The organism is Rhizobium sp. BK316 (assembly GCF_014193695.1).
Taxonomy (GTDB): domain Bacteria; phylum Pseudomonadota; class Alphaproteobacteria; order Rhizobiales; family Rhizobiaceae; genus Rhizobium.
Map to the genome: position 1 here is coordinate 92,345 of NZ_JACHZR010000005.1, position 15,072 is coordinate 107,416.

Annotated in this window: 14 protein-coding genes and 1 other RNA gene; 5 read left to right on the forward strand and 10 right to left on the reverse strand. The window is 60.4% G+C overall.

Features of this window, described 5'->3' with window-relative positions; all coding sequences use genetic code 11:
- Positions 1-35 precede the first annotated feature (35 nt).
- Positions 36-599: a DinB family protein gene (locus tag FHT87_RS23670; protein WP_183805189.1), complete on the forward strand. Its 564-nt coding sequence runs from the start codon at positions 36-38 to the stop codon at positions 597-599.
- Here the strand turns inward: FHT87_RS23670 and FHT87_RS23675 are convergent.
- The 6 genes from FHT87_RS23675 to FHT87_RS23700 all read right to left on the reverse strand — a co-directional run bounded on the left by FHT87_RS23675 (position 596) and on the right by FHT87_RS23700 (position 9,140).
- Positions 596-1,978 carry a virulence factor family protein gene (locus FHT87_RS23675; protein ID WP_183805191.1) on the reverse strand — a complete coding sequence of 461 codons (1,383 nt, stop codon included), beginning with the start codon at positions 1,976-1,978 and terminating at the stop codon, positions 596-598. The genes FHT87_RS23670 and FHT87_RS23675 overlap by 4 nt on opposite strands.
- Positions 1,975-4,581, reverse strand: a complete 2,607-nt coding sequence (gene mprF / locus FHT87_RS23680) for a bifunctional lysylphosphatidylglycerol flippase/synthetase MprF (RefSeq protein WP_183805193.1) — start codon at positions 4,579-4,581, stop codon at positions 1,975-1,977. The genes FHT87_RS23675 and mprF overlap by 4 nt, the downstream gene beginning before the upstream one ends.
- Positions 4,582-4,796: 215 nt before the next feature.
- Positions 4,797-6,869 (reverse strand): mechanosensitive ion channel family protein, encoded by a 2,073-nt coding sequence (locus FHT87_RS23685; protein ID WP_183805195.1) that lies wholly within the window; start codon positions 6,867-6,869, stop codon positions 4,797-4,799.
- Positions 6,870-7,015: 146 nt separating this feature from the next.
- A complete protein-coding gene (gnd, locus tag FHT87_RS23690; RefSeq protein WP_183805197.1) occupies positions 7,016-8,041 on the reverse strand; it encodes a phosphogluconate dehydrogenase (NAD(+)-dependent, decarboxylating) in 1,026 nt (341 codons plus the stop codon).
- Positions 8,042-8,293: 252 nt separating this feature from the next.
- Positions 8,294-8,647, reverse strand: coding sequence for a hypothetical protein (locus FHT87_RS23695; protein WP_183735190.1), 354 nt, complete (start codon positions 8,645-8,647; stop codon positions 8,294-8,296).
- 10 nt (positions 8,648-8,657) lie between these two features.
- Positions 8,658-9,140 (reverse strand): SRPBCC domain-containing protein, encoded by a 483-nt coding sequence (locus tag FHT87_RS23700; protein WP_183735191.1) that lies wholly within the window; start codon positions 9,138-9,140, stop codon positions 8,658-8,660.
- Between the two features lie 56 nt (positions 9,141-9,196).
- On the opposite strand from FHT87_RS23700, the gene FHT87_RS23705 reads away from it, so the two are divergent.
- The 3 genes from FHT87_RS23705 (at position 9,197) to FHT87_RS23715 (ending at position 11,199) form a co-directional block, all read left to right on the forward strand.
- A complete protein-coding gene (locus tag FHT87_RS23705; protein WP_183735192.1) occupies positions 9,197-9,529 on the forward strand; it encodes a metalloregulator ArsR/SmtB family transcription factor in 333 nt (110 codons plus the stop codon).
- A gap of 51 nt (positions 9,530-9,580) precedes the next feature.
- Complete coding sequence (locus FHT87_RS23710; protein ID WP_183735193.1) at positions 9,581-10,114, forward strand: helix-turn-helix transcriptional regulator; 534 nt, start codon at positions 9,581-9,583, stop codon at positions 10,112-10,114.
- 95 nt (positions 10,115-10,209) lie between these two features.
- Complete coding sequence (locus FHT87_RS23715) at positions 10,210-11,199, forward strand: NAD(P)-dependent oxidoreductase (RefSeq protein WP_183735194.1); 990 nt, start codon at positions 10,210-10,212, stop codon at positions 11,197-11,199.
- 228 nt (positions 11,200-11,427) lie between these two features.
- Here FHT87_RS23715 and FHT87_RS23720 read toward each other — a convergent pair whose 3' ends face one another.
- Positions 11,428-12,621 (reverse strand): MFS transporter, encoded by a 1,194-nt coding sequence (locus FHT87_RS23720; protein ID WP_183805199.1) that lies wholly within the window; start codon positions 12,619-12,621, stop codon positions 11,428-11,430.
- Positions 12,622-12,744: 123 nt separating this feature from the next.
- Between FHT87_RS23720 and FHT87_RS23725 the strand changes: the two genes are divergently transcribed.
- Positions 12,745-13,641, forward strand: coding sequence for a LysR family transcriptional regulator (locus FHT87_RS23725; protein ID WP_183805201.1), 897 nt, complete (start codon positions 12,745-12,747; stop codon positions 13,639-13,641).
- Positions 13,642-13,865: 224 nt separating this feature from the next.
- On the opposite strand, the gene ssrS is transcribed toward FHT87_RS23725, so the two are convergent.
- The 3 genes from ssrS to FHT87_RS23740 form a co-directional block, all read right to left on the reverse strand.
- A non-coding RNA gene (gene ssrS / locus FHT87_RS23730) (6S RNA) lies at positions 13,866-14,025 on the reverse strand.
- A 59-nt stretch (positions 14,026-14,084) separates the two neighbouring features.
- Positions 14,085-14,462 (reverse strand): cell division protein ZapA, encoded by a 378-nt coding sequence (locus tag FHT87_RS23735; RefSeq protein WP_183735197.1) that lies wholly within the window; start codon positions 14,460-14,462, stop codon positions 14,085-14,087.
- Positions 14,463-14,477: 15 nt separating this feature from the next.
- Positions 14,478-14,753, reverse strand: coding sequence for a DUF4164 domain-containing protein (locus FHT87_RS23740; protein ID WP_007826550.1), 276 nt, complete (start codon positions 14,751-14,753; stop codon positions 14,478-14,480).
- Positions 14,754-15,072: the final 319 nt, after the last annotated feature.

Here is a 15,072-nt window from a genome sequence, read left to right on the forward strand (position 1 = left end):
AGGAAAAACCGGAAATGCTCCAAGGAGGAGACGCGATGCCGAGTTTCGATCCCTGCCGCATGTTCCGAAAGCTCGCCTATAACAATGCCCTGGCGAATAACCGGCTTCTTGCCGCCTGTGCAGCCCTAACGCCCGGTGAATTCGAGGCCACGCGCACAAGCTTTTTCCCGTCGATCAAATCGACGTTGAACCATATCCTCACGGTCGACTGGTTCTATGTCGATGGCCTCGAAGGCGGCACCCTCGGCCTTCGCGCCTTCGACGTCGAAGAGCCCTTCGATGACCTGCCATCGCTCTCCGCAGAGCAAGCGAAGGTCGATCAGCGCCTTGTGGCCATCTGCGAAACGCTGACGCCGGAGAAGCTTACCTCTATCGTGGAGCTTCAGCGCGACGGCCGCGTCCAGCAGGAGCGCATGGAGGATGTGTTGAGCCACCTCTTCCAGCATCAGACGCACCATCGCGGGCAGGTGCATGCCATGCTCTCGGGCAGCAGCGTCGCTCCGCCGCAACTCGACGAATTCATCGTCGATGACGATGCGAGGTTCCGGGGCGGCGAGATCGCCGCTCTCGGCTGGAGCGAGGAGATGCTGATGCGCTAACCCTTGAGGCGCGCCTTCAAGCCATTGATGATCGTCTTGGTCAAAAGATCATAATTCTCGTCGAAGTGATGATCGCCCGGCAGTTCGATGACCTCGCCGCCGACATCCTTGACGGCGGGGCAGGCCACATCGTCATCATCGTCCTTACCGTATATGCACTGGACAAGCTTCGGATCGGCACCCTTGAGATCCTTGACGGGATCGCCGCCGGCACCTTCAGTCTTCTGGCCGAGCCAGCCCATGACGGAGATGACGTAATCGACCTGATGCGACATCGACAGAAGCGAAATCTGCGCCACCGCCGTCTTCTCAGCCGGTTTCAGCAACTGATAGGTGGCTGGCAGGATATCCGCGCCGAAAGAGTAGCCGATCAGCAGGACATGTTTCACCTTCCACTGCTTGCGGTAAAACTCGATGATGCGCGAAAGATCGTCGGCCGTTTCCTGCGGCTTCCGCTCCGTCCAGAAATAGCGCAACGAGTCGATGCCGACGACCGGAATGCCTTCCTTCTGCAGCATGCCGCCCACTTCCTTATCGATGTCGCGCCAGCCACCGTCGCCGGAATAGATTACCGCCATCGTATCGAGGTTCGGCGTGGTGTCGAGAACGGCAAGCGGCAGGCCGAGCGGATTGTCGAAGGCGCCCGAAGCCGTCACCAGGTCGTCGAGCGTGTCGGCAAACACGGTCTGCGCATCATCGGATGAGTCGCGGATGTCGATCGCATCGTGGACCTTCTTCAGATTCTCGACATGGGCGCGGCCATCCTTGTCCGCCTGAGGCGTGAAGGTAGCGATAACAGGGTCCGGAAGAGTGCCGTCGGTGAGCCCATAGACGCTGCGATCGCCGACCACCTGCCTTGCTGCGGGCGTACAAAGCACCTTGGCAAGCGGAATACCCGCACGCGGATCGACGGCAAATGTCTGGCCGATCGTCGCATCAGGCGTCTGCGCGGCAATGGCCAAAGCCAGAGCGCCGCCCTCGCCGATGCCGGCAATGATCGGCAGGTGATAGGGGCTGTTGCCGGCGGCGCGCTGTACCTGCTGGCTCAGCGATTCAATATCGGAAACCGTATAGATGCAGCCGTCGTTGAGGCTGACGTCGTAGCGATTGAGCGCTTCCATATAGGACGGAAAGTCGACGCCGATGACGACGGAGCCCTGCGAAACCAGACGGTCGGCCTCGGTCTTTTCGTAGTCACCCCAGCCGGCCGCATCGGAAATCAGGAAGACGGCGCCCTTCACTTCACCCTGCGGCAGGAAGATGTGCGGCGAAGGGATCAGGCCCGTTTCGAAACTTTGGGTGGTTTCATCGGCAGCATAGGACGGCACGGCCGCAAGCATGCTGACGCATGCAGCAGCAAACAGTATGTTTTTCATCATTTTCTCACTACCCCTTTCAATCCGCCCCCGATCAGAAATGTCGCATCCATCAATGCGATCATCGGATTGCCTCCTCCGGAAACCGCAAGATAGCGCGGTTGCCAGTGCGGATGAAACTTGGATTTGAAGGCACGAAGCCCCTTGAAGTTGTAGAAGCGCTCGCCGTGTTCGAAGACGGTCCCGCCGATACGGTCCCAGACGGGCGCCACCTCGCGTTTCGACATGCCGGAGAGGGGCGCCATGCCGAGGTTGAAATGCATAAAGCCCTGGGCGCGAAGATATTCCATGATCTGCACGAACAGGAAGTCCATGGCCCCCTTCGGCGCGTCGGGCGAGAAACGCATGAGGTCAATCGTCCCCTCCTCTTTCGCCGCTGTGACGAGGATATTGGCAAAGGCGACGATCCGGCCATCCTTCTTGAGAACGCCGACCGGCTGCGACGTCACATAATCAGGATCGAAGGCACCGAGCGAGAAGCCCTTCTCCTTGGCGTTGTGATGCTCGAGCCAGGCGTTGGAAACGGCGGAGAGCTCGCCGATGATCTCGGGGATATCGGCAGGTTCGACAACGGCGAATTCCAAGCCGTCGCGCTGCGCGCGGCTTGCGGTCTGACGCAGGTTCGCCCATTTGCCGCCCTTCATCTCGAAGGTGCGCAGATCGGCCACTGCCAGTTCGCCGAGCTTGAAAGCGCGCAGGCCAGCATCGGCGCAGTGCGAAAGCAGCGCCGGCGAAATCTGGTAGAAGACTGCACGGCAGCCTGCGGCGCGCGCCGCTTCCACGAAGCGCCAGACCAGTTCCTGCACGGCATGCTGCTCGCCGATCGGATCGAACAACGCGATCCACGACCGGCCTTGCCGGCCATACATGATGAAGGCGTCGCCCTTTTCCGAGAACATGATGGACTTATCCCCCATGCGCACGAGATTGGCGTCCGCGCTGTCCTGCTTCTCGACGATCTCGACGGCACGGCGGACCGCCTCCTCATCCGCCGGCTCCGGCTTGAAGGTCGCCGGCCTCAGCAGGCTGAAGATGGCGATAGCCGAGGAAATGATGGTGATACCGAGTACGGCGCGCAGACCGCGCGGCGCTTCCGCCGCGAATTCGAACTGCCACCAGAGTTGGTTGCTGTATTCTACGTCGCGATAGACGAAGAGCAATATGACGACCGCACCGACGACGATCACCGCAATCGCCATCAGCCAGGACGCCGTCATCGCCTGATTGAGAAGCGAGGCATGACGGGTAAAGAGCCGGCGACTGACGAACAGGCCGAAGACCAGGAAGGCAAGGAAGGCTGCCTCGACAAGGGCGATCGCCTTCAGCAGCGAGAGTGTCAGGGCAGCGACGGCGGAAAACACAGCCACCCACCAGGCGCCGTCAAGTCGCTGGCCAAGACCACGGGCGGCAACGACCAGCGCAAGACCGAGCAGGCTGGAGAGGAAATGCGCTCCTTCCACCATCGGCAACGGCAGATAGTTGGAGAGGAATTCGAGGTTCTGATCGGGCGTCGGCGTCACGCTCGAAAAGATCAGCATGACACCCAGGAGCAGCGCCAGCGCCGACAGAAGCTGCGGCATCAGCCGCCCGCCGATGCGCCGCACACTGGAAGCGGCCGGATGATCCACGAAGCGGCGCAGCTCCGTGGCGGAGACCGCAAGGATGGCGATCAAAAGCGGCAGCACATGATAAATCAGGCGATAGAGCACCAATGAGCCGAGCACGGCATCGATATTCACCGCGCTGCCGAGTGAGGCGATGATGACGGTCTCGAAGACGCCGAGCCCCGCCGGAACATGGCTCAGCACGCCAAGCCCGACCGCAATCGCATAAACCGCCAGAAACACCGGCCAGCCGATCGCCGTCTGCGGCAGGAGCACGTAGAGCACCGAGGCGGAGGCTGCGATATCGAAGGCGGTGACCAGAAACTGACGCGACCAGGTGCGCGAATCCGGCAGGCGCAGCGCAATCGGCCCGATTTCGATTACCCGGTCTTCGCGCCCAAGCACCATGAGGGAACCGAGGACCGCCAGGATCGCTGCTGCCATGATGCGAAGCCAAAGGCTGTTGACGCTGATCAGCGGCGCAATTTCATCGGCGATGATAAGCAGCGCAATCGCCGCCACGGCAGCAAGACCGAGGCCGAAGGACAGCGTCACGAAGGCGATGATGCGACCGATATCTTCAGGCGAAAGTCCAAGCCGCGTATAGGCGCGGTAACGGATCGCCCCACCCGACAGCGCGCCGAAACCGGCGGTGTTGCCGACCGCATAGGCGCTGAACGCCGTGAGCCCGACATGCGGAAAGGGCAGCCGCTTGCCGATATAATCGATGGCGTTGAGATCGTAGAAGACGAGTGCCAGAAAGCTCAGCGCCGTGAAAAACAGGGCGAGCAGAATCGAACTCAGCCGAGTTTCGGCCAGTGCCTCCACTACGTCATCGTAGCGCACCTCGTCCGTCAGCTGCATGATCGCGTAGCCGACGAGGCAAAAAATAAGAAGCGTGGCGAAAGCCGTCAGCGGCGTCCTATAGCGTCGGAAAAGTACTCCTGGCGAAAAGCCCTCTCCCGTCTCCGAATTCTCTTCCAACTCGCCGTGACCCGACATCTCATACCTGCCGCAATTGCCAGTTTCGCGGGAAACTCTTTCGAAAGACGTAACATAAGCAACATGCAAGCTCTATGAACCCTGTTGCGGCTACCCGTACCCGCGCACTTGCCGCCTCCTTTATCCCCAATTGGGGCAAATTTGCGCAGCACGCAGGCCTGAGTGCATTGCATTTTCGTAAGCCTCTCCTCACCCTCGATACATATCCGAAAAGATCAGGCCGCCGGCTCATCGCGTGCCCGTGAGTGCGCCGCATAGCGAGCGGCGGCGGCATCCACATCGAGTTCCCGCTCCCCGGAAACCTGCACCGTCGGCACCGCGAACTGGATGCCGTTTTCCTTGAAGGCATTGCGGATCATCGCCAGTGCGTTGCGGCGGATGACGAACTGCTCGCCGGGCTTCGTCATCATCGACAACCGGATCTCGATGGCGAATTCACCGAACTGTTCCACGCCCTTCATCTTCAGCGTTTCGATGATATTCGGACCCCACTCAGGGTTATCGAGAAGCTGCTGACCGATCTGCTTGATGATCTTCTTCGTTTTCACGAGATCGGTGTCGTAGGTCACGTTCAGGCTGATCTTGTCGATCGTCCAGTCGCGGTTGAGGTTCTTGACTGCCCCAAGTTCGCCGAAAGGCACCGTCGTCAGCGGTCCGCGGTGATGGCGGAGTTTGACGGAACGCAAGCTGAAAGCTTCGACCACGCCCTTGTGGCTGCCGCTTTCGATATATTCGCCAACGCGGAAAGCATCGTCCCACAGATAAAACATGCCACTGATGACATCCTTGACGATGGTCTGCGCGCCGAAGCCGACAGCAACGCCGACGACGCCGGCGCCGGCAATCAGCGGTCCGATCTCGATACCGAGGCCCGAAAGCACCATCAGGATGGCAATCACGACAATGACGACCGCGAGGATATTGCGGAAGATCGGCAGCAGCGTCTGCAGACGGGCGCGCTTGACCTTCCCTTCGTCGCTGACCGTGCCATCGACGGGTGAATCCAGAAGTTTGCCGTCGATATAGGCCCTGACGAGATGCCAGAGCAGATCGGCCGCAAGGAGAATGACGATACCGCCGATGATGCCGCGCGCCACCCGATCTATCATCGTTTCATTCGACGTCATCATCGTGGCGGTTTCGACGCCGAGCATGCGCCCGAGCCAGATCGCCGCAAAGGCGATGATCAGAGCCCGCACGCCGCGGTCGAGCAACACGGTCGCAATCCGGCGCTTGGCGAGAAAACCCGCTTCGGCATTGTGGAATGATTTGACCGCAAGCGTCGAGACGGCAAGCACTCTCGGCAGCAGCAGCACATAGATGCAGACCCAGAGCAGCCAATCGAAGCTCAGCACCCAGATGCCCCAGAGCAGTAGGAAATAGAGGATCAACAGCCAGGTAACCGCATGGCTGCGCCTCGTCTCAATGCCCGGCCGCGACCAGACCGCCTCCGTGGCAATCAAAAAGAGGCCAATGCCGAGCACATAGCCGACCAGATAACGCGCGGCCATCGAATAGCCGAGCGGCACCATCGACTGGAGAATGGCCCAACCGAAGACGAAGTAGATGACGAATAGCGTACAGCGCCGAAACCAGAATTGCGCGACGGCCGGATCGACCGCGACCGTCTCACCCTCGCCGCGCGGCAGTGTGACGAGATCGACCACGACACCGCCGATGGAAACGGCGAAGCGCTGCACGACGACAGCAATGGCGATGGCGATCGCGATATTCTGGCTGACTGGCGGCCAGTTGAAGCTGATCAATGCAAGCCCGGTCGCGAGGCCGAAGACGATGGCAGGAACGATGCGCGCGGCCAACCGGGTGCCGGTCATCTGTGCCGCCCGCTCCCGCCGTTCGCGTACCGCCCTCCGCACCAGGATTTCAACGACGAAGCCGGTGACCAGGATGGCAAGAAATTGTGCGGCCATGCGCAGCGGACCAGCAGCATTCAGCTCGCCGAGGAAGAGCGATGAAGCCCGTGCGATTTCGGATGGCAGCGTCATGGCTGCGCCGGAGACCATAGCGATGTGCCGGCGGGCATGCTGAAGGCGGCCGGACAATATCGACATTTCCTCGTTATTGCCGTTCGAGGCTGCTGGCGCCGCCATTTGCGTCGCCATCCATTGCTTGACCTCCGGCGTCTGCATCAGCTCCATCATCTGCCGCACTTGGGCAGGCGGTGGCGCAACATCAGTGGAAGCTGACGGCGTCTGCGCGTAAACGGCACTAAAAAGAGAAAGCAACAGCAGCATGCCGCAGATGCCGATCGCAGAAATTCGCCCCATACCCGCCTCCGGTTTTGTACGTCAGGCATTTATGCAAGCGCCGCAGCGGAAATGCCAGCCGAACAAATGGTCTAGCTGAATACCGGCAAAAAGAAAGCCGCCGGACCTTCCGGCCGGCGGCTGATATAAGCATCAATGTGCTTCGCTTATTTGTGCGGCTTTTCGGCATGACCGCCGAAGCCGGCGCGCATAGCCGAAAGCACCTTGTTTGCAAACTCGTCCTGGTCGCGAGAAGAGAAGCGGCCGTGCAGCGCGGCGCTGAGCACCGGCGTCGGCACGCTTTCGTCGATGGCGGCCATGATCGTCCAGCGGCCTTCGCCGGAATCCGAAACGCGGCCGGCATATTGGGTAAGGACCGGATCCTTGTGCAGCGCATCGGCTGTCAGGTCGAGCAGCCAGGAGGTAATAACGCTGCCGCGGCGCCAGACTTCGGCAATTTCCGGCAGGTTGAAATCGTACTGGTAGAATTCCGGATGCGAGAGCGGCGCCGTCTCGGCGTCGGCCTCATGCGTCAGAGCACCGACATTCGCGTGCTTCAGGATGTTGAGACCCTCGGCATAGGCAGCCATCAGGCCGTATTCGATCCCGTTATGGACCATCTTGACGAAATGGCCGGCGCCATGCGGGCCGCAATGCAGGAAGCCCTGCTCCGCAGTGCTGAGAGCCGCAGCTTCCGGCGTGCGGTTCGGCGAGGCTTCCGCGGTGCCGTTGCCTGGGGCCAGCGTTGCGAAGATCGGCGAAAGATGCTGAACGATGCCTTTTTCGCCACCGATCATCAGGCAGTAGCCGCGCTCGAGGCCGAAGACGCCGCCGCTGGTGCCGACGTCCACATAGTGAATGCCCTTGGTGATGAGTTCCGCGCCGCGGCGGATGTCATCGTGATAATAGGAGTTGCCGCCGTCGATCAGGATATCGCCGTCATGCAGCAGCGGAAGAAGTGCGGCAATCACCTTGTCGGTGATCGCAGCCGGCAGCATCAGCCAAACGGCGCGCGGGCGGGCGAGCTTCGAGACGAATTCTTCAAGAGAGGCACTGCCCTCTGCGCCGAGGCCGACAAGCTCGGTGACACTGTCCGGCTTGGCATCATAGACCACGCATTCGTGGCCGCCCCGCATCAAGCGCTGGACCATGTAATTGCCCATACGGCCCAAACCAACCATGCCAAGCTGCATATGAAATCTCCTGGGATTTAATCGATATGATTCCGGAAACTAGCACCGGCATCGTGACAGGCAAGCGAAGTCTCGGTCACAAAGGCGAATGCCTCTATTGTACGGCTGTATCTTCCGCACTTAACAATCTGCCGTCTTTGGAGCGCAATTCCAAGCTTCCAACACGTATATAGCCGCCTCGTCGGCGGCTATATGATCTTCTGCCTGTTCGGTGCGGCATCGGCACCATCGCGATGGCTTTCTGGATTGCAGTTAGCCGCGGCTCTCCCGCACCAGATGCACGATGCCAGCCGGATTGAGGATCCAGCCACCGCGGAGGCTGGAGGGCAGCGGCTCGATGGGATCGCAGCGCGGAACGCCGGCTTTCTCCAGATGCTCCGCGGCGCGGTCGAAATCCGGCGTCATGAATTCCAGCCAGAGCTCGGCCTGGCTCATGGTCGGCACCTTGTCGATCCAGAGCCGGATCGGCCCCAGTTCGAAGGAGACATCGTCCCCTTCGATTTCCTTCAGCTGCACCACGTCGCGGTAGAAAGCGACAGTTGCCTCATACCGATGTGGCGGAACCTTCATCGCGACGTCAATGCCGCCATAGATAAGATCGGACATGGCTTCCCCCTCAGCCTTCCGGCGCTCTTGCCTGTTCGCCGCGCATCTCGCTGAGGAACATGCCCTCTCGCAGATTGATGCCGTATTCGACGAAGGCCTTCATGCAGCAGAACATCTGCGTCCAGCCTTCGAGATTCTGATATGTTCCGCGCCGCCCCGGCTCATCCTCGCGCCAGCCGTCTTCGGCAATGGTCACCATGGTACCTCCGTCATCCAGCGGTTTGAAATTCATCTCTACGAGGGTTTTGTACGGCTTTTTCTCTTCGTCCGTGGCCCCGTCCCAGCGCAGCACGATCTTGCTGTCAGGCACGAGTTCGACCACCTCGACAGGCACATCTTTCCACCAGGTTACTGTCGTGCCCTGCACCAGCGGCGCGCTGGCACCGCCCACCGTGGTGAAATAGCTCGACAGCTTCTTCGGATTAACGACTGCATCGAAGACATCAGCCACCGGGCGGCCGATGCGGCCCGAAACGCGAATATTGAGGGACATGCGACTTCCTCCTCTTCTCCGTTGTATCTGATGCAATTATGTTATAAAAACATAACATGTCAAGCGAATCGGATGACGACCCCATTTTCAAGGCGCTGGCACATCGCCGCCGCCGCGACATTCTCGACCTTCTGAAGGAAGAGCCGCGCACGACAGGCGCGCTCTGCGAAGCCTTTCCCGAGATGGACCGCTGCACCGTCATGCAGCATCTGAGGGTGCTTGAAGAAGCCGATCTCGTGATTGCCAGGAAGGAAGGCCGGGAGCGCTGGAACCATCTGAACAGCCTGCCGATCAAACAGATCCACGACCGTTGGATCAGTGCCTATGCCGGGCATGCGCTCTCTATTCTCGACCGGCTGAAGAGGGACGTCGAGGCTCCGCCGCACTAGCTTGCGGCGATACGGGCCGCTACTTTACGATAACGGGCAAGGAAAAGAGCCATGCCGATATCAGGACCGACAATCCGCCGTATGCGCCGGCTGCGCAACATGAAGCAGGAGCATCTGGCCGAATTGCTCGCTGTCAACCAGGCGACCGTCTCCCGCTGGGAGCGCGGCATTTTGCCGGTCACAGCCGTTCAGGCAAGGCGGCTGGAAACCGTCTTCGCTTCCCCGTCCTCCTCAGCAGATGCCGCACTGAGACGGCTGGTCGAAGATTCCCGGAGCAAGGTTCACCTTATCTGCGACCGCACCCACCGACTTTTTGCCGCTTCCAGTGCGCGGCAAAGCGAATGGCGCCTGCCGCTCTCCGATTTCCTGGGAAGGCCGCTGTTTTCCTATGCTTCGGAGGAAATCATCAAGTCGGAACGAGAACTGGTGGATCTCGGCTGGCATGAGGGCGAAATGAATTCGCTGATGCTGAAAACAGGCGCAAACGGCAATCCGCACCTACCCATCGCCGCAGGGCATGTGCTGTGGGAGCGCATCCTTCTCGCTGACGGCAGTGCGGCACGGCTGGTCACGACGGTCGGCTGAGCTGCAGAATTCCTGCATCCTGCTGCATAAATTATGCGTTGCTCCGCCGAAGCGACCCTTGTTAGCGTCCGTCGCCATCTGACTGGAGACATGGAATGACGATACTGGTGACGGGAAGCGCCGGCCATCTCGGCGAAGCACTGATGCGGACATTGAGCGATCAAGGCCGTCAGGCGCGCGGCATCGATATCAAGCCCTCGCCTTTTACCGATATGACCGGCTCGATCACCGATGCCGATTTCATCCGCCGTGCGCTGACGGGCGTCACCGCCGTTATCCATGCAGCAACGCTGCACAAGCCGCATGTCGGAACGCACGGCAATCAGGATTTCGTCGACACGAATGTCTCGGGCACGCTGAACCTTCTCGAACAGGCAGTCGCCACCGGCGTGAAGAGCTTCGTCTTCACCAGCACCACCAGCGCTTTCGGAGCGGCCCTGCGCCCAGCCGCAGGCGAACCAGCCGCTTGGATCACCGAAGATGTGCTGCCAGTCGCCCGCAATATCTACGGTGTCACGAAGATATCAGCCGAAGGCGTCTGCGAGCTCTTCGCACGCACCATGTCTCTGCCCGTCATCATTCTCAGAACCTCGCGCTTCTTCCCCGAAAATGACGACGATCCCGATATCCGCAACCGCTACTCTGCCGAAAACGCCCAGGCCAACGAACTGCTCCATCGCCGCGTCGATATCGAGGACGTGGTCGACGCCCATCTGCTGGCACTCGACAAGGCACAATCCATCGGTTTCGGCCGCTATATCATCTCTGCGACTGCGCCCTTTACGAGGGCTGATCTCGCCGACCTGCGCCGTGACGCGGCCGCGACGGTGGAACGCCTGTTCCCGGGCATGACCGCACTGTATGCCGCGCGGGGCTGGAGCATGTTCCAGCAGTTCGATCGTGTTTATGTCAATACGCTCGCCCGACGAGAGCTCGGCTGGAACCCAAAATACGACTTTGCCCACGTACTTGATTGCCTGCGTGATGGTAAGGAATGGAGGAGCCCGCTCGCGCTCATCGTCGGGTCCAAGGGCTATCACGACCGGATCTTCGAGGATGGTCCTTACCCGCTCCACCGCCGCTGATCCGGTACGGTAAAACGGGCGCCGAAGCGCCCGTTTCCTTAAGCAGCCTTGTCTCAGACCGGCGCCGAAGATCGCCGCATTTTCCTTCGCCCGCTCTTCGGAGACAGTCTTGGATACGAAACCATGCGTTCTGCATCAGGACCCGGCACGCGAAACGTGCCGAGGGTGGGGATGGAAGCGCCATTGGCGCTGACGATTTTCATGCTGTTTCCTTTCAATATGCAGAGATCAGGCGGCGCTGCCGGCAACAGCCGCGGCGGGCGTGGAGCGGCGGTCGAGTGCCCCGCTCCTGATGGTGAGACCAAGGGCAACAGCGACAAGCGCTGCGGCGACGAAGGGCGTGGCACCCAGCCCGAAACGGGACTCGACGACCAGGCCCCCGATCCAGGCGCCCATGGCAATGCCGAGATTGAAGGCGGCAATGTTGAGCGCCGAGGCGACATCGACTGCATTCGGCCGAAGCTCACGTGCGAGCTGCACAACATAGAGCTGCAGGCCCGGCACGTTGGCGAAAGACAGGAAGCCGAGGATTGCGAGCGTCGGGATCGTCAGCCAGGGTGAAATCGCGGTGAAGCCGAAGAGCACCAGCACGAGCGCCTGGGCGATGAAGAGGAAGGTCAGCGCCTTGACGGGATCGCGGTTGGAGATGCGTCCGCCGACGACATTGCCGATGGCAATCGCCACACCATAGAGCATCAGGATCAAGGCAACGGCCGAGGAGGCAAAGCCGGTGATCTGTTCGAGGATGGGCGCGAGGAAGGTGAAGGCAACGAACGTGCCGCCATAGCCGAGCGCGGTCATTGCATAGACGAGCAGCAAGCGACCGGTGGCAAGCACGCGGATCTGTTCGCCGATGCTGGCCGGCGGAGCCTTCTTGAGGTTCGACGGCAGGAGAAGAGCAATGCCGGCGAAGGCAACGACACCGAGACCGGCAACGACAGCAAAGGTGGTACGCCAGCCGAAGGTCTGGCCGATAAAGGTGCCGAGCGGAACGCCGGTCACGATGGCGACCGTCAATCCCATGAACATCATGGCGATGGCCGATGCCCGGCGATTTTCCGGTACCAGATCGGCAGCGATCGTCGAGCCGACCGAGAAGAACACGCCATGCGCGAAAGCCGAGACGACGCGGGCAACCAGCAACACCTCATAACCGGGGCTGAGCGCGGCAATGATGTGGCCGATAATAAAGAGCGCCATCAGCCCAAGCAGGAGCGGCTTGCGCTCGATCCGCCCGGTCAGCGCCGTCAGGATGGGTGCGCCGAAGGTAACGCCCAGCGCATAGACGCTGACGATGAGGCCGGCGAGCGGCAGGGTAATATGGAGATCATTGGCAACCGTCGGCAACAGGCCGACGATGACGAATTCCGTCGTACCGATCGCATAGGCCGCGATCGTCAATGCAAAGAGTGCAAGTGGCATGAGAGTGACCCGATGAATTTGCGGTTCTTGTTCGGACCGGGAATATGGGCGTGGCGCACTTGCTCGATAATTGCCTATAATGGCTCAACAGTTGTGAATTGAATTCAAGATAGGACGCGGCGGATGGATAACCGCATCGGCGAGATGGATGTCTTCGTGCAGGCGGCTGAGCTGCAGAGCTTTTCGGCAGCCGGCCGCAAGCTCAGGCTTTCCCCCTCTGCCGTCAGCAAGCTCGTCACACGGCTGGAAGATCGTCTCGGCACGCGTCTTCTGGTGCGCACCACCCGCGCCCTGCAGCTGACACCGGAAGGCGAAATCTATCTCGAACGCTCTCGCCGCATCCTCTCGGACATAGAGGAGACGGAGCGCGCCGTCTCGGCCGGCGGCACGACGATGGCGCGCGGCCGCCTGCGCGTAAGCACGTCAGTCGCCTTTGGCGTTCGCTACATCGTGCCGCTGGTCCCGAATTTCCTGAAGCTCTATCCGGAAGTCGATCTCGACCTCGCGCTCAACGATGGCATTATCGACATCGTCGGCGAGCGTGCCGACATCGCCATCCGCTCCGGCGCCCTGCGCGACTCCTCGCTGAAGGCGCGCAAGCTGCTCGAAAGCCGCCGCGTCATCGTCGCCTCACCCGACTATCTGAAACGAGAAGGCATGCCGGAAAGCCCCGAGGATCTCGACCGCCACAATTGCCTGACCTTCAGCTTTCGCTCGACCTCGCAAGAATGGCCATTCCGCAATCCTGAGAATGGCGACCGTTTCTCAAGACCCGTTTTCGGCAATCTCGAAACCAATAACGGGCCGACCGCACGCAGCCTTTGCCTCGCCGGTCTTGGCCTCGCCCGCGTCGGTCAGTTCCATGTGCAGCCGGATATCGACGCGGGAACATTGGTGCCCGTGTTGGAAGCCTATAACCCCGAGGATATCGAACTCATCCACGCCGTCTATCCCGGTCACGAACATCTTGCGGCCCGCATCCGCGCCTTCATCGATTTCCTGGTCAAGAACATCCGCTAGATAGGACATAACAGAAAGACCTCCGTCATCGCCCTGTCACAGGCCAGCGATAGCGAGCCCCGACGCCTATTACGATATCAAGGACCCGGTCTTCGATATCATCATGGAAGGCGCCTACGACTGAGCGAAGCTCACCGGCTGGACAGAACCGCAGGGCGACTGAAAGTAGGACTTGTCGGAGATATCGACATGGCTCCGGACGAACCCGCCGGAAAGAGATTAAAGTGCGATCCACACAGCCGGTGGAAACTTTCGATCCTGGGCGCCTACTGAAGTAGGTGGGCGCCGTGTGTCCAGACCCACGAGCCCGGACAGGGACAGCTCCCTAAGGATCGGGTAAGGCCCCGAGGATTCATTTGTTCCTGTCGAGAAGCACAGACCGCATTGCGGAATATAAGTGCATTTATGTCGCCGCACCAGTGGGGCGGCGGTGCTGTCCCAAATTAATTGAGTTCAGCGGGTGTGCGGCCGTTGAGCTTATCAGTAATGCCCTGAATATGGCTCGTCACTTCCGAAAGGGCAGCCGCAATGCCTTCTTCTGTTCGGGCGGTGGCGGCAAGCACGGTATCCCGGTTGCTGCGCAGCGTCTCCAGTTCGGATTCCAGCCCGGCAACGCGCCGCGTCAGCTCGGAAATCTCGTCCATCACCATGATCCCGGCCATGACTGTGATCCTGAGATCACCGATTTCGCCGAACTGCCCTTTGAGATGGCCCACGTAACGGTCGAAACGGGTCGCAAGATCGCTCAGGTGCTCTTCCTGCCCTTCTTCGCAGGCCATGCGATAGGCCTTGCCGTCGATCGTTACCGTTACCTGCGCCATCTCTTCCAAGTCCTCTTAGCGGTCAAGAACCGCGCGGATCGTTTCCATCGCCGTCACCAGCCGCCGCGAAACCTCGCGGTTGACCTCCTCCAACCGATTGGCGCGGAATTCGGCCTGGTCGAGCTCCTGGGCAAGACGCGAGCGATCGGCATGCACGCGGCGAACCTCGCCTTCGATCTCGCCCTGCTCGCGCTGGCGCTCGATACGCATGTCCACCGCATTCTCGAGGCCCGAGATTGCCTGTTTCAGCTCCGTAAGCGCCGCTTCGATGGTTTTGCCGTTAGGCGTCATGTCTTTTCCGGTTCCCCGCACAAGACCCGCGAATCGGCCCCTGCCGCCGACCCTGTATTTTCAAGAGGATATGCAGCTAGGCTGGAGCGCGTCAATAAAGCCTGGCTGATCGTGCCCGCCCTATTCTGTGGATGAGTGATTTACACAAGCTTGTCACACAAAATTCGTCTTTTGTAAAACTTGACGGTCAAATGTCAAAAATCGTCGCACCCGGCCTCCAAACGGCTTCCAATTTGTTGACTTGCCTGTTCCAACTGCTATGTCTCGACCGCTCTCTTTGATGGCCTTGGCAGGCTCGAGGCCATCCCCAACCTGGAAC

Excerpts from the sequence above, each read along its gene's own strand:
- FHT87_RS23670 (WP_183805189.1), top strand. The coding sequence starts at position 36 with ATGCCGAGTTTCGATCCCTGCCGCATGTTCCGAAAGCTCGCCTATAAC.
- FHT87_RS23675 (WP_183805191.1), bottom strand. The coding sequence starts at position 1,978 with ATGATGAAAAACATACTGTTTGCTGCTGCATGCGTCAGCATGCTTGCG.
- mprF (WP_183805193.1), bottom strand. The coding sequence starts at position 4,581 with ATGTCGGGTCACGGCGAGTTGGAAGAGAATTCGGAGACGGGAGAGGGC.
- FHT87_RS23685 (WP_183805195.1), bottom strand. The coding sequence starts at position 6,869 with ATGGGGCGAATTTCTGCGATCGGCATCTGCGGCATGCTGCTGTTGCTT.
- gnd (WP_183805197.1), bottom strand. The coding sequence starts at position 8,041 with ATGCAGCTTGGCATGGTTGGTTTGGGCCGTATGGGCAATTACATGGTC.
- FHT87_RS23695 (WP_183735190.1), bottom strand. The coding sequence starts at position 8,647 with ATGTCCGATCTTATCTATGGCGGCATTGACGTCGCGATGAAGGTTCCG.
- FHT87_RS23700 (WP_183735191.1), bottom strand. The coding sequence starts at position 9,140 with ATGTCCCTCAATATTCGCGTTTCGGGCCGCATCGGCCGCCCGGTGGCT.
- FHT87_RS23705 (WP_183735192.1), top strand. The coding sequence starts at position 9,197 with ATGTCAAGCGAATCGGATGACGACCCCATTTTCAAGGCGCTGGCACAT.
- FHT87_RS23710 (WP_183735193.1), top strand. The coding sequence starts at position 9,581 with ATGCCGATATCAGGACCGACAATCCGCCGTATGCGCCGGCTGCGCAAC.
- FHT87_RS23715 (WP_183735194.1), top strand. The coding sequence starts at position 10,210 with ATGACGATACTGGTGACGGGAAGCGCCGGCCATCTCGGCGAAGCACTG.
- FHT87_RS23720 (WP_183805199.1), bottom strand. The coding sequence starts at position 12,621 with ATGCCACTTGCACTCTTTGCATTGACGATCGCGGCCTATGCGATCGGT.
- FHT87_RS23725 (WP_183805201.1), top strand. The coding sequence starts at position 12,745 with ATGGATAACCGCATCGGCGAGATGGATGTCTTCGTGCAGGCGGCTGAG.
- FHT87_RS23735 (WP_183735197.1), bottom strand. The coding sequence starts at position 14,462 with ATGGCGCAGGTAACGGTAACGATCGACGGCAAGGCCTATCGCATGGCC.
- FHT87_RS23740 (WP_007826550.1), bottom strand. The coding sequence starts at position 14,753 with ATGACGCCTAACGGCAAAACCATCGAAGCGGCGCTTACGGAGCTGAAA.